Raw genomic sequence first — 12,292 nt, 5'->3', positions numbered from 1 at the left:
GCACCGACGCGGGTGGCGCGGGACCTTCTGGTCCCGCGCCACCCGCGTTTTCCGGCGCACACCACACCTTCGACGCGCCGTGCGGGAACATCCGATGCATGGACCGGAAAAGTGCGGGCAGCCGATATACCGAGCGGCACTCATCCTCATTTCGATGAGATATGCCGCGCCGGACGAACCGTCGAGGAAGGAGCCAATGATGAGCAACGACCTGTGGGGCTACCAGCCTTCTACCGGGCACACCGCGGGCGCCGACCTGACCGGATACTCGGTCGAGGCGACGGACGGGAGCATCGGAAAGGTCGACAAGCATTCCGACGAGGTGGGTTCCGCCTATCTGGTCGTCGACACCGGTGTCTGGATCTTCGGCAAGGACGTCCTGCTCCCGGCAGGCACCGTCAAGGGCATCGACACGGAACACCGCACGGTGTTCGTCGACCTGACCAAGGACCAGATCAAGGACTCCCCCGAGTTCGACAAGCACAAGCACGCGGGCGATCCCGGCTATCACGCCCAGATCGGCGGCTACTACGACAGCTACCGGATCATGTGATCCCCGCGCACCGCGATCAGAGGCGGGGCCGGCTCCTCGACGGAGCCGGCCCCGCTGTCGCGTGCCCTGCGCGCTCCGCACCCAACCCAACACGGGAAGGGGTCCAGCTTCCGGCACTCGTGGAGTCAGGTACCTACACCGTCGGCCCGGAGCCGTACTCGTACTGCCACCCGGGCGGCACCACGGGCCGACTGCAGTCAGGCCGGACCGACGTCGGCGACGCCGACCAGGACCGCCCGGCCGGAGATACCGGCGGACGCCTCGTCAGGTACGCCCGTGACCTGGAGCCTCAGGAGGCCCACCCCGTGCAGACCCAGGAGACCGCTTCTCCCACCGAAGACGGGACGCAGACCTGAATCCGCCAGACGTCCTTGCTCAGGTTCGTGCTGGCGCTCTGCCCCTTGCCCCAGACGTAGAAATCGCCCTTGGAGTTGTCGTAGAACTGGTAGGTGAGGCGCGCCTGATCGTTGTCTCCGGTGTACGCCCAGACCCAACTCTGTGCACCGTTGCCGGGATTGTTGTCGGACTGGCCCCGCGCTCCCCAGACAGTGCCCGTCGAAGCGGCGGAGGCCGGCGAGGCGGCAACGCCCACTCCGATGGCGGCGGCGGCCGCCATGGTGATCGCGGACCTGGCGATGGTCTTCATGATTCTCTTCGACTCCTCGAGATGAGCCGCGTCCAGAGCGCCTTCCGAGGGATCGCCATGAACTGCGGTCCGCGCGACTATATTTGACTGGTCAATTATACCAATTGATTGACCAGGCAAGGTCTTGGCCTGTGGGAGCCTCCGCTCCTGCGCCTCGACCCGTCTGGACGGTCAGCCCCAGCCCACACCGGAACCGCGTCCGCGCGGTCCGGCGGGCGAGCTCAGGGGTGGCCCTCGCGACTGGTCGGCCTGCCGCGGCATCATCAATGACGCCCCGTCACCGCGGCAGCTGACCCTCCCGGTTGATCTCCGTGACCCTGGCCCGCAGCACGAGCCCCGGAGAGGCCGGCCGGACGACGTCCGGCGGGCAGTCCCACTCCGCCCCGCCGCCCGGCGGACGCAGCTGTACGTACGGCCCGACGCGGCCCATCACCCGGCCCACCCTGCCGTCACGGCCGTCCACCGCGAACGTCCCGGGCTCCGGCGTACACGGCTCCAGGCCCTCAACCGTCATGGTGAGCCGCCGCTTCCAGCTGCACGCTCAGCCGCAGCGCCGTGTCGAGCGTGCAGCGGCCGAGGTCGACGAGCGGAACCGGTTCCTCACCCGCGCACGACACCGGGTCGATGCGCAGCGACGGCAGTTTCACGCCGACCCCGGCGAGCCCGGCCTTCAGCCGGACCACCGCGTCCTCGGCAGCACGCACCCTGTCAGCCGCTTCTCTGCGCCGTTCCGTAGCCGTCTTCATGATCTTCCCCATTTCCACGCTGAGTAGTGGGTATGCCTACTCAGCGTGGCCAATTCGCGACTAGCGTGGAAGGGGTGCAGATCCAACACCCGCACGTGTCCCACGGGGAGCCGCCATGCCCGGACCGAAGAAGCTCGACCCTTCCTCTTCTCCTCGCGCCCTTCTGGGAGCCGAGCTCCGCCACCGCAGGGAGGCCGCGGACCTGTCGCAGGACGACCTGGGCGCACCCTTGTTCGTCAGCGGCTCGTTCATCGGACAGCTGGAGGCGGGTACGCGGCGCATGCAGGCGGACCAGGCCCAGAGGCTCGACGAGGCACTGGGCGCGGACGGCTTCTTCGTACGGAACTGCGCGGCCCTGAAACAGTCGAAGTACCCGGACCACTTCGCGGAGGCGGCGGAGGCGGAGCGCGTCGCCACGACCATCAAGCAGTACGCGCCTCTTCTCATCCCAGGACTACTGCAGACCGAGGCCTACGCACGAGCTGTGTTCCGCGCGTACCAGCCGACGGCCACGGAGGAATTGATCGACCAACTCGTGTCGGCTCGCCTGGAGCGGGCACAGATCCTGGCAGATCCAACAACACCCTTGTTGTGGGTGGTCCTGGACGAGGCGGTACTGCGCCGACGGTCCGGCGGTTCCGCAGTCATGGCAGCGGCACTACGGCACATCGTGGGCCTGGCCCGGCAGAATCGGGTGATCGGGCAGGTACTGCCCTTCTCGGTAGGGGCACATGCAGCCTTGGACGGAGGAGTGAAGCTCATGTCATTCACGGACGCACCACCGCTCGCGTATGTGGACGGCCTGGGAATGGGCAGACTCCAGGACGACCCAGCAACCGTCGCTCGATATGCACTTACCTACGAGCTGCTGGTGGCTGATGCCTTGCCACCTGATGCCTCCCTGGTCCTGATGGAGTCCGTGGCGGAGGATTACGCCCATGACGATGAGCAGCTCTGAATACGACTTCGCCTCGGCGGTCTGGCACAAGTCCTCGTACAGCGGCGGCGACGGAGGGGACTGCCTCGAAGCAGTCACCGATCACCCCGACGCCGTCCCCGTCCGCGACTCCAAAGCGACCGGCGGCCCGGTACTGGTGTTCCGGACCACCACCTGGTCGTTCTTTATCACCAGCCTCAAGCGGAGCTGAGGGCTGTCCCGTTCCCGACGGAGTCGCAGTCAGATGATGCGGGGAACGACCTCGTCGCGCTGAGGCGACCAGTTGGTGACGACGGGCTTGTCCACGGTGGCCATGTCGGGGAGCTCGAGCTCGGCCGGGTTCGGGTCGTCTTCGGTGACCGCGATGATGACGTTGCCGAACTCCGTGCCGCCCTCGCCCTCGGTGGTCTTGACGTCGATGCCGGCGTACGCCGTTGCGGAACCGGTGAGCTTGATGGGGTCTTCGCCGCCCTGTCCGACGGGAGAGGCGACGCCGTCGGCGCCCGACCCGAAGGAAACGCTGGGAGTGTTGACGTCCAGGTAGCAGGTGATTCCGGGCTTGGCCTTGGCGGCGACGAGGTAGTAGCCGTCGATCTCGGGCTCGTGCACCCAGGTCACCGTGAAATTCAGGTCGTTGGTGCCGCAGGACTGTCCGTAGCCGCTCTTGCCGCCCTGGTCCGAGCCGCCCTTGCCGGCGGAGCCGGAGCCGCTCTTCTCGCTGGAGCTGCCGCCGCTGGATCCCTTGGCGGGAGTAACGCCACCGGTCGACGGGCCGTCGCTGGAGGAGCCGTCGCCGGAGGGCGCCTCGCTCCCGCTGCGGGCGGACGAGGAGGAGGCGACGAGGGCGGTGGAGTCACCGGTCGCCGTCGGCTTCTGGGACCCGCAGGCGGTGGTGGCGGCAAGGGCCGTCATGACTGCGGCGGCCAGGACGAGACGGGTGGAACGGGCGGCGAGACGCGAGCGCATCATGATCTCCAGCGGTTGTGGTTGCGGCGCTTCCTGCTGACACGGAGGACTCTAGAGCTGGGTCGATCTTCAAATGATGCCCGCAATGTCCAGGTCCTGTATCAGCGGATCGGTTCCATCAATCTCCGCCGAGTTGCTGCGGTTTTCGGTCTGCTACACGTCTCTGACGGATGCCCACCGCCCGCCGGTCGGAAGTCAGACCACCCGGATCACGTGCTTTCCCCGCACACCTCCCGCCTCCAGCGCCCGGTGCGCGACGGCGATCTCCGAGAGCGGGTGGACGGTGTCCACCACAGGGCGGATCGCGCCGCTCTCCACGTAGCGGGCCAGCCGGGCGAAGAGGTCGTGCTTGGGGTTGCCGCTGAAGAAGCGGACCCGGCGCGGGCCGTGGGCGGTGGAGGCCAGCAGGTAGAAGAGGCTCGCCGCCGGGTGATCGATGTCGAAGGCGATGGAGACCATGCGTCCGCCGGGGGCCAGCAGCCGCCGGAAGGCCCGGTGCTCGGTGCCGACGGTATCCAGGACCACATCGAAGGAGCCCAGGTCGTCCGGTCCCGTCGTCCTATAGGCATACGCCTCGTCCGCACCCAGCTCGCGGACGAAGTCGAGGTTCTTCCCGCCGGCCAGCGCGGTCACGTGCGCGCCCAGCGCCTTGCCGAGCTGTACGGCGACGCTGCCGATCCCGCCCGCCGCGCCCCGTACCAGCAGCCGCTCACCGGCCTTCAGGTGCGCCTTGGCCTCCAGCGCCGTGATGGCGGTCGTCCCGGCGGGCAGTGACGCGGCTTCGACGAGGCCGATGTTCTCGGGGGCATAGGAGAGTTGGCGTGGCCGGACCGCGACGTACTCGGCGGCGCTGCCGAACGTGCGCCCGAGGAGGCCCCACACCCGGTCGCCTTCGCGCAGGCCCTTCACGGCACCGTCCACCCGGGCGATCTCACCGGCGAAGTCCATTCCCGTACGCAGGGGGAAGCGTCGGCCCGTCACGAGGCGGACGCGTCCGGCCCGGCCGTACAGCTCCCCGCCGTTGACACTCGCCGCGTGGACGCGGACCAGCACCTCGCCCTCCCGCAGCACCGGCACGGGGACCCGGCCCTCGTAGAGCACCTCGGGAGGGCCGTACCGGTCGTAGAGCGCCGCTCGCATATCGTCCATGCGTCCCACGCTAAACGGGTAAGTGGATGATCCCCTCCATTTGAACGGAAGTGAGAAACATGCCTGCTCAGCCCTCTCGGAAACCTCCCGGTACCCTGCGTGCCGACGCCAGGGAGAACCGCGAGCGCATCCTCACCGCCGCCCGTGAGGCGTACGCGCTCCACGGGATCGACGTGCCCATGGCGGCGATCGCCCGGCGCGCGAAGGTCGGGGTCGCCACGCTCTACCGGCGGTTCCCCACGCGGGACGCGCTCGTGTCCGAAGCCTTCGCCGAGCAGCTCGCGCACTGCGTGGCCGTGCTGGACGAAGGTCTGGCCGATCCCGACCCGTGGCGGGGCTTCTGCTCGGTCGTCGAGCGGGTCTGCATGATGCAGGCGACGGAGCGGGGCTTCACCCAGGCGTTCCTGTCCCAGTTCCCCGACCACGCCGCCTACGCGGCGGAGCGCGGCCGCGCCGAGGAAGGCCTGGTCCGGCTGATCGGACGGGCGAAGGACTGCGGGCAGCTGCGGCAGGACTTCGACGTGCACGACATCACGCTGCTCATGCTGGCCAACAGCGGCGCCACCGCCGGGGCGGGCGACCATGCCCCTGCCGCGTCCCGGCGGCTGGTCGCCTACCTGCTCCAGTCGTTCCGGGCGGGAGCGACGGCCCCGCTCCCACCTGCCGCACCGCTGGGGCTCCACCGCATCCACGCGTAGGCGTCGACGGCGCCCCTTCCCGCCTGTACGGCCAGGCCGCGCGGCCCGGAGCTCAAGCCCTGGACTCCGAGCGCTCTTTCACAGGAATGGGTGGAGGGACCGTGCCCACCCACCCTCCCTACCTGGAAAGTTGACCCGGCGTGAGCGATTTGCAACGGAGTGTCGTGACGCTCTAGCGTGCCGGACAACAGACGACCCCCGTCGGTGCGCCAACACCGGACGAGGGTCTGACCAACGAGATCCAGAGGCGATCTGATGGCTGTCGAACAGCTTAGTGCTGCCCCCCGCACCCCGTACGAGCCCCCGCACCCCATGGCGAACCCGGGCTACGGCAAGCGATCCGCCCCGGACCAGCGTCCGCGCGACGCCCGCGACTTCTCCCATCTGCCGCCCCGCGAGGCCGCCGTCGCCGCCTACATCGACCGGCTGCCGGACGGCTCGGACATCTCCGTGAAGACGCTGGCCAAGTGGCTGCCGTACGGCCAGTGCGCCCTGCGGACCTCCCTCAACCGCCTCCAGACCGCCGGGCACCTGCGGCGGGGCAGCGAGTGTGTGGCCACCGACGCGGTCATGCTCTGGGTGACCCGGACCTTCTTCTCCCGCACCGCGCGGGACGACGGCTGGTGGGCGGCGTTCAGCCGGGGTGACGTGCCACGGGAACCTCAACGGCCCACCCGCTCCCGGGCCTTCGTCCTGCTGGCGGCCCTCGGCCGCACCGCGCCGTCGCTGAGCCTGTCGGCGGCGGACTGCCTGAGCCTGGAACCGCTGGTCGCCGAGTGGTTCGAGCGGGGCGCCACCGAGACGGAGACCCTGCGGGCCCTCACCCACGGCCTGCCGACGCCCGTGCACCACGCGGCCTCGCTCGTCCGGCGGCGGCTCGTCGACAAGCTGCCGCCGGAGCTTCCGGCTCAGGCACCGAGGGCCGTCGTCCTGCGCACACTGGAATGCGGAGAGTGCCGGGCCCCCGGAAGCCCCGAGGCGTTGCGCGGCGGGCTCTGCGGGATCTGCCGGGGCGAGGCGGGCGCCGGCGAGGCGGCCCGCCCGCACGGCACCGTCCCCACCGAGGGAGTCCCGGGGCGGATGGCGACCGTGCGCGCGGGTCTCATCCCACGCTCGGAGCGGACGGTTCACGCGCGCGGGACCACCCGGCCCTCCCAGGGGGTCCGGAGGCGAGCGCGTGCGGAAGGACCCGACGCCGACAGCACACCGGCGGACGGGAAAGCGCCCGACACCGGTCGGTCCTGAACGGCACCTGTCGGACCTGAACGGCACCTGTCGGACCTGAACGGCACCGGGCGGTCCTGAATGGCAGCGGGCGGTCCCCGCACGGCACCGGCGGTCCTGAGCGGCAGCGGTCCGCGCACCCGGCCGGTACCCACCGTTTGGATGCCCATATGAGGCCCGGTCGGAGCCCCGGTGCCTACATTCGACAGACGGCCGCCCCCTCGGCCGTGTGATCCGTGCCCCACGTCGCCGCCCGGCCCGTCGCGGCGCTCGCAACGTCGAGAAGTCAGCGAGGACTCCCGGTGCATTCCGTCGACAGCGGAGAGGACGTCCGGCGTCAGCCGGACCTGGACCAGCTGATGGTCTCCGCCGCCGGAGGCAACCGGGACGCCTTCGCCAAGGTGTACGACACCGTGGCCGGGCCGGTCATGGGCCTGGTGCGCCGGGTCCTGAGGGATTCCGCACAGTCGGAGGAGGTCACGCAGGACGTGCTGCTGGAGGTGTGGCGCACGTCCAAGCGCTTCCGGCCCGAACGCGGCAGCGCGATGACCTGGATCATGACGCTCGCCCACCGGCGGGCCGTCGACCGCGTACGCGCCTCGCAGGCCAGCCAGGACCGGGAGCGACGGGCGGCGGCGCTGAGCTCGGACACGCCCTTCGACGAGGTGAGCGAGCAGGTGGAGACCCGCCTGGAGTGGCAGCGGGTACGCCGCTGCGTGCACGCGCTCACCGACATCCAGCGCGAGTCGGTCGTCCTCGCCTACTACGGCGGCCTCACCTACAAGGAGATCGCGCAGTCCCTGTCCCTGCCGCTGGGGACGGTCAAGACCCGACTGCGGGACGGGATGATCCGCCTCCGCGACTGCCTGGGAGTGAAGGCGTGATCACCACCGACCCGCACGAGTCCTCGGCCGCCTACGTCCTGCACGCCCTGCCCGACGAGGAACGCCGGGAGTTCGAGGCGCACATGGCGGAGTGCGAGTCCTGCCGCCGGGAGGTCGCCGACCTGCGGCAGACCGCCGCACTCATCGGCCGGTCGACCGCCGAGACCCCGCCCGACGCGCTGCGCGCGCGTGTCCTGGGCCAGGTGGCCACCACTCCGCAGGACCCGGAGCCGGACCCGGGCACCGGCGCCGCGCGGGACCCCGGTCCGCGCGCCGGGACGGGACGGCCGGGCCGCCGCAGCCCCGTGCGGGCCCTCAAGCTGGCCCTGGCCGCTTCGGTGGCGGTCATCCTGGTGTGTCTGGGGCTCGCCGGATGGCAGCACCGCGAGGCATCGGACGCGAGGGCGTCGGCGCGGCACTACGAACAGCGGCAGGCGAACCTCACCAAGGTGCTCACGGCGCCGGACGTGCGCCTGGCGTCACAGGGCCTGGTCGAGGGCGCCACCGCCTCCGTCACCTTCTCCCGGAGCGAGGACACCGCCACGCTCGCCGTGTCAGGACTGCCGAGACTTCCGGAGGGCCGGACCTACGAGGCATGGTTCATGGACGACGGGACGCCCGTCCCGGCCGGTCTGCTCAGCAGGGACCCCGGACGTCAGGTGACCCTGCTCAAGGGGACGCTGGACAACGCGTCGGCGGTCGCCCTGTCCGTCGAGCCCGCCGGCGGCTCCACCAGCCCCACCACGGTTCCGCTGGGCGCCGTGCCCCTGCCGACCTGAGCGTGCCCCTGCCGACCTGAGAGGGACGTACGCACGGGCGGGACCATGCACGCATTTACGGGCCCGCACCCGCAGGTCCCTGCCCGGACGCCTGCGGGCCCGTGCCCCCAGGTCCCTGCTCAGGGACCTGCGGGCTGCCCGCAGGTCCTGCGCGTCGCACCGTTCCGCAGCTTTTCTCCCGATCACCCCAAACCTTCCTCCGGGTGCCTCCGAATCCCCTGTGCGACACCCGCTCAGCACCCTCTTCGGGACAGCATCATGACCCTCACGACCGCGCCACCGTCCTCACCGGCACCGCAGCCCCTCGCGGTGGACCGGCTCCGCGTCCCCCTGCCCGCCGGGCCGGAGGCCCCCTCGCGCGCCCGCCGTGCGGCCGCCGGTTTCCTCCAGCGGTCCTGGCCCTCCCTCGACCGGGACCGCTGCGACGACTTCCTGCTGATCGTGTCCGAGCTGGTCACCAACGCCGTCCGTCACGCACCCGGACCGAGCACCCTGACCCTGACCACCGCGCCCGGCACCCTCGACATCGCGGTGACCGACCGCTCCCGCACCCTGCCGGCCCCGAGGCCCCCCGACCTCAGCGACGGCACGGGCGGCATGGGCCTGCACATCGCCGAGGACCTCGGGGGCCGGATCTTCACGGAGGCGCTGACCGAAGGCAAGTGCGTGCACGCGGCGTTCGGCGGCTGCTGAGAACCCGGCCCCCTGGGACCGTCCCGTCACCAGGCTCCCGGCGCGGGCGGGGCGACCACCGGCGGACGGTCGTCACATGTGATCGTGTTCGGCAGCAGCCAGGGCGCCAGCCAGTCCCCCGTCGTACCGCCACCGTCGTTGCCACCGAGGTCGACCAGGGCGAACTCCGAGCCGGCGGGCGTGAAGTTGAAGGACCCGCAGTTGTTGACGCCCACGGCACCGACGTTGCGCGCGTCCACGTTCTCGAAGGTCGCCGACCCCGCCGCCCGCGCGCTGACCACGGACGTCCCCGTGCCGTCCACCCTGATGTCCTTGAAGTGCACGCCCCGGATCTTGTACGTGTCCTTCACGGGCCAGTCGGTGACCAGCATGATCGCGTTGTACGTGTTGTCGAGGAAGTGGTTCCGGGTCACCCGGATGTCCGCGTCGATGTCCTGGTCGAGGGCGAAGAACCAGATGGCGCCGAGCCCGATCCGCCAGTTCAGTTCGTACGTCCCCGCCCGGACCGTCGTGTTGTCGGTCAGATCGAGCCGCCCCCGGAACGCCTCCGCACCGAAGCGGGCGCCCACGTGCAGCGCGCTGCCCTCGCGGACGGGGTCGGCCACGAGGTTGCCGGACACGGTGTTGTCCGTGCCGCCGTAGATCGCGATGCCGTTGGCCAGGACCGGGCTCTGCACGGTGTTGCGGGCGAAGGTGTTGCCCGTGTTGGCGCGCTTCTCCGACCACATCGCCAGGCCGTCGTCACCCGAGTTGCGTACGAAGGTGTGGCTGACGGTCGAACCCGTGACACCGCCGTGGAAGTTGATGGCGTCGGCGATCTGGTCGACGATGACGTTGCCCGTGATCCGCAGGTTCGACATCGGGCCGTCGAACCACATGCCCACCTTGGTGTGGCGGATGTGCAGGCCCTCGACGGAGGAGTCGCTCATCGCCCCGCCGATGCCGTTCACCTGGTCGGTGTCGACGCGTTCGCGCACGTCACCCTCGATGGCGAATCCCGACAGGTGCACGTCGCGGCTGCCGCCGTCCGCCGCGTCCTTGCCGTAGAAGCCGACTCCCGTGTGCACCGAGCCGTCCGGCGCCGGGGTGCCGAGCGCCACCTCGCGGCCCTTGAACTTCGTGTACCAGCTCCCGGCACCCCGGATCGTGACGTCGTCGACGACGATGTGGCGGTTGACCTGGTAGGTGCCCGGCGGGACGTACACCGGCAGGTTCTTGCGCTGGGCGAAGGCGATCGCACGGTCCAGGGCGCCCGCGGAGTCCCTGCGCCCCGAGGGGTCGGCCCCGAACAGCAGCACGTTGGCGGCCTTCAGCTCGACGTGGGGCAGGCCGACGAGTTCGGAGTCGAGTACGTCGATGACCGTCCACGCCGCGCGGCTGCCGGCCGGCACCGTCAGGCGGACGGTGTCACCCGCTCCGTACCGCTTGCCCAGCAGCAGACGCTGCTCGTCGTAGAAGTGGCTCGGCCGGAAGGGCTTGGAGATCACCGGCGCGGGAGTCGTCTCGCTGGGCACGCAGGCGCACTCGGTGATCCACCAGCCGGGCTGGAGCAGCCCGGCCCCGGGGTCGTTGGTGAAGGGGTACTGGTTGTACAGCCAGGAGTACTGCGAGGTCAGCGTCATCGTCGAGCGCTTCTTGCCGTTGACCGCGACGTCGAGGGGCGCGGTGATGCCGCCCCCGCCCGGGGCGTCCGGGATGCTGTAGCGCACCGTGATCGCGTCGGCCGCCTCCGGCAGCGTGAACTCGACGTGCTCGCCGGGCACCAGCCGGACCGCCTTACGGCCCGAGGCCTCGGCGGGCAGGGTGTACGCGGCACGGTCGGGGCCGATGACCGTGCCGTTCGTCGCGGCGTTCTCCGCCTCCTGCTCGGCGAAGGGGACCTCGGCACCGCGGCCGGCGACCAGCGCGGGGGCGAGGCCCGCGCGCGTCACGACGGGCGCGGACGGCGCTGACGGTTTCCCCTCCGCGCCCTGGGCCGCGGGAACGCCGGTCAGCGCCCCCAGTCCGACAACGGCGGCCGTCAGCGCGGCGACCGTGATGTGACGTGACATCGCATGCCCGTTTCTCTCGGAAGGTGAGGCGACGTTAGGGCGCGCGGAACCATCACCACAAGAGGCGTGCGAGAACATTTCACCTTGCTGCTCAGTGCATGCAAGTCCACGTCATTTTTTTGCGCGGGAAGTTCACGCGGCGAACGCCGTCGGCCGGGCGGCGGTGCGCGGAGGGCGGCACGGGCGTCACGGCCCTCCCCGCCTCCGGGGCGAGGCCCGAGCCCCAGCCCCGGACCGGCCGACATACGCGCCTCACGCGCCCACGGTCCCGTCGACGCCCTCGCGCAGGAAGTCCGCGTGGCCGTTGTGGCGCCCGTATTCCAGCAGCACGTGCACCATCACCATGCGCAGCGACACGTCCTTCTCCCAGCGCGGCTGGCGACCCGTCAGGTCCAGGGAGACGGCCTCCCGCTCGATGCGGCGGGAGTTCTCGACCTCCGTCTCCCAGGCGCCGAACGCCTCGGCCCGGTTCGACGCGCTCGCGTCGTACGCGGCCTGGAAGTCGATCCGGTCCGACCAGACCATCGGGGCCTCGTTGTCGTCGAACACCCGGCGGAACCAGGCCCGTTCCACTTCGGCCATGTGCCGCACCAGGCCCAGCAGCGAGAGCGTCGAGGGAGGCATCGACCGCTGCCGCAGCTGCTCGTCGTCCAGTCCCTCGCACTTCATGGCGAGAGTGGCCCGGTGGTAGTCGAGAAAGGCCCGCAGCGTCTCGCGCTCGTCACCCGCGGTGGGCGGCCCCGTACGCACGTCGGTGGTCACCGGTCACACTCCTTCACGATGGGACGGAAGTGTTCAGTATCCGGCTCCACTTCGCGGCGGGGGACGCGGGAGTGCCCACCGGGCAGGAGGTACTACGGGGTGCCGCGCCGGTACCGCCGCCACGCCGCCCGCCCGGTGACGCACGTACGACGCCGGCCCCCGGGACGAATCCCGGGGGCCGGCGTCGTACGGATACTGCGGGTA

Annotated in this window: 15 protein-coding genes; 8 read left to right on the top strand and 7 right to left on the bottom strand. The window is 70.6% G+C overall.

Annotated elements, in window-relative coordinates:
- Window positions 1–199: 199 nt before the first annotated feature.
- Window positions 200–553 carry a PRC-barrel domain-containing protein gene (locus tag OHT61_RS18120; protein ID WP_329039740.1) on the top strand — a complete coding sequence of 118 codons (354 nt, stop codon included), beginning with the start codon at window positions 200–202 and terminating at the stop codon, window positions 551–553.
- A gap of 289 nt (window positions 554–842) precedes the next feature.
- Here the strand turns inward: OHT61_RS18120 and OHT61_RS18115 are convergent, their stop codons facing one another.
- The 3 genes from OHT61_RS18115 to OHT61_RS18105 form a co-directional block, all read right to left on the bottom strand.
- Complete coding sequence (locus OHT61_RS18115; RefSeq protein WP_329039738.1) at window positions 843–1,199, bottom strand: hypothetical protein; 357 nt, start codon at window positions 1,197–1,199, stop codon at window positions 843–845.
- Window positions 1,200–1,476: 277 nt separating this feature from the next.
- Window positions 1,477–1,713: a hypothetical protein gene (locus tag OHT61_RS18110; RefSeq protein ID WP_329039737.1), complete on the bottom strand. Its 237-nt coding sequence runs from the start codon at window positions 1,711–1,713 to the stop codon at window positions 1,477–1,479.
- Window positions 1,703–1,945, bottom strand: a complete 243-nt coding sequence (locus OHT61_RS18105) for a hypothetical protein (protein WP_329039735.1) — start codon at window positions 1,943–1,945, stop codon at window positions 1,703–1,705. The genes OHT61_RS18110 and OHT61_RS18105 overlap by 11 nt, the downstream gene beginning before the upstream one ends.
- 115 nt (window positions 1,946–2,060) lie before the next feature.
- Here OHT61_RS18105 and OHT61_RS18100 point away from each other — a divergent pair, with 115 nt between their 5' ends.
- Both OHT61_RS18100 and OHT61_RS18095 read left to right on the top strand, forming a co-directional pair.
- Window positions 2,061–2,903 (top strand): helix-turn-helix domain-containing protein, encoded by an 843-nt coding sequence (locus OHT61_RS18100; protein WP_329039732.1) that lies wholly within the window; start codon window positions 2,061–2,063, stop codon window positions 2,901–2,903.
- Complete coding sequence (locus tag OHT61_RS18095) at window positions 2,884–3,093, top strand: DUF397 domain-containing protein (RefSeq protein ID WP_329039730.1); 210 nt, start codon at window positions 2,884–2,886, stop codon at window positions 3,091–3,093. The genes OHT61_RS18100 and OHT61_RS18095 overlap by 20 nt, the downstream gene beginning before the upstream one ends.
- Window positions 3,094–3,122: 29 nt before the next feature.
- On the opposite strand, the gene OHT61_RS18090 is transcribed toward OHT61_RS18095, so the two are convergent.
- Window positions 3,123–3,848 (bottom strand): DUF4232 domain-containing protein, encoded by a 726-nt coding sequence (locus OHT61_RS18090; protein ID WP_329043307.1) that lies wholly within the window; start codon window positions 3,846–3,848, stop codon window positions 3,123–3,125.
- Window positions 3,849–4,043: 195 nt separating this feature from the next.
- Window positions 4,044–4,997, bottom strand: a complete 954-nt coding sequence (locus OHT61_RS18085; protein WP_329039727.1) for an NAD(P)-dependent alcohol dehydrogenase — start codon at window positions 4,995–4,997, stop codon at window positions 4,044–4,046.
- A 59-nt stretch (window positions 4,998–5,056) separates the two neighbouring features.
- On the opposite strand from OHT61_RS18085, the gene OHT61_RS18080 reads away from it, so the two are divergent.
- The 5 genes from OHT61_RS18080 (at window position 5,057) to OHT61_RS18060 (ending at window position 9,275) form a co-directional block, all read left to right on the top strand.
- Window positions 5,057–5,695 (top strand): TetR/AcrR family transcriptional regulator, encoded by a 639-nt coding sequence (locus OHT61_RS18080; RefSeq protein WP_329039725.1) that lies wholly within the window; start codon window positions 5,057–5,059, stop codon window positions 5,693–5,695.
- 255 nt (window positions 5,696–5,950) lie between these two features.
- A complete protein-coding gene (locus OHT61_RS18075) occupies window positions 5,951–6,940 on the top strand; it encodes a hypothetical protein (protein WP_329039723.1) in 990 nt (329 codons plus the stop codon).
- 281 nt (window positions 6,941–7,221) lie between these two features.
- Window positions 7,222–7,803, top strand: a complete 582-nt coding sequence (locus OHT61_RS18070) for a sigma-70 family RNA polymerase sigma factor (RefSeq protein ID WP_329039721.1) — start codon at window positions 7,222–7,224, stop codon at window positions 7,801–7,803.
- Window positions 7,800–8,582 (top strand): anti-sigma factor, encoded by a 783-nt coding sequence (locus tag OHT61_RS18065; RefSeq protein ID WP_329039718.1) that lies wholly within the window; start codon window positions 7,800–7,802, stop codon window positions 8,580–8,582. The genes OHT61_RS18070 and OHT61_RS18065 overlap by 4 nt, the downstream gene beginning before the upstream one ends.
- A 258-nt stretch (window positions 8,583–8,840) precedes the next feature.
- Window positions 8,841–9,275 (top strand): ATP-binding protein, encoded by a 435-nt coding sequence (locus OHT61_RS18060; RefSeq protein WP_329039715.1) that lies wholly within the window; start codon window positions 8,841–8,843, stop codon window positions 9,273–9,275.
- 26 nt (window positions 9,276–9,301) lie between these two features.
- Here OHT61_RS18060 and OHT61_RS18055 read toward each other — a convergent pair whose 3' ends face one another.
- Window positions 9,302–11,326, bottom strand: a complete 2,025-nt coding sequence (locus tag OHT61_RS18055; RefSeq protein WP_329039712.1) for a glycosyl hydrolase family 28-related protein — start codon at window positions 11,324–11,326, stop codon at window positions 9,302–9,304.
- Between the two features lie 252 nt (window positions 11,327–11,578).
- Entirely contained in the window at window positions 11,579–12,088 is a 510-nt protein-coding gene (locus tag OHT61_RS18050) for a DinB family protein (RefSeq protein ID WP_329039710.1), read from the bottom strand.
- Window positions 12,089–12,292 lie beyond the last annotated feature (204 nt).

This window comes from Streptomyces sp. NBC_00178, from assembly GCF_036206005.1.
Classification (GTDB): Bacteria; Actinomycetota; Actinomycetes; order Streptomycetales; family Streptomycetaceae; genus Streptomyces.
This window is presented reverse-complemented; position numbering and strand designations above follow the sequence as displayed.

Coding starts and splice junctions, on each gene's coding strand:
- OHT61_RS18085 (WP_329039727.1), bottom strand. CDS start 4,997: ATGGACGATATGCGAGCGGCGCTCTACGACCGGTACGGCCCTCCCGAG.
- OHT61_RS18100 (WP_329039732.1), top strand. CDS start 2,061: ATGCCCGGACCGAAGAAGCTCGACCCTTCCTCTTCTCCTCGCGCCCTT.
- OHT61_RS18090 (WP_329043307.1), bottom strand. CDS start 3,848: ATGCGCTCGCGTCTCGCCGCCCGTTCCACCCGTCTCGTCCTGGCCGCC.
- OHT61_RS18120 (WP_329039740.1), top strand. CDS start 200: ATGAGCAACGACCTGTGGGGCTACCAGCCTTCTACCGGGCACACCGCG.
- OHT61_RS18105 (WP_329039735.1), bottom strand. CDS start 1,945: ATGAAGACGGCTACGGAACGGCGCAGAGAAGCGGCTGACAGGGTGCGT.
- OHT61_RS18115 (WP_329039738.1), bottom strand. CDS start 1,199: ATGAAGACCATCGCCAGGTCCGCGATCACCATGGCGGCCGCCGCCGCC.
- OHT61_RS18075 (WP_329039723.1), top strand. CDS start 5,951: ATGGCTGTCGAACAGCTTAGTGCTGCCCCCCGCACCCCGTACGAGCCC.
- OHT61_RS18060 (WP_329039715.1), top strand. CDS start 8,841: ATGACCCTCACGACCGCGCCACCGTCCTCACCGGCACCGCAGCCCCTC.
- OHT61_RS18080 (WP_329039725.1), top strand. CDS start 5,057: ATGCCTGCTCAGCCCTCTCGGAAACCTCCCGGTACCCTGCGTGCCGAC.
- OHT61_RS18055 (WP_329039712.1), bottom strand. CDS start 11,326: ATGTCACGTCACATCACGGTCGCCGCGCTGACGGCCGCCGTTGTCGGA.
- OHT61_RS18110 (WP_329039737.1), bottom strand. CDS start 1,713: ATGACGGTTGAGGGCCTGGAGCCGTGTACGCCGGAGCCCGGGACGTTC.
- OHT61_RS18095 (WP_329039730.1), top strand. CDS start 2,884: ATGACGATGAGCAGCTCTGAATACGACTTCGCCTCGGCGGTCTGGCAC.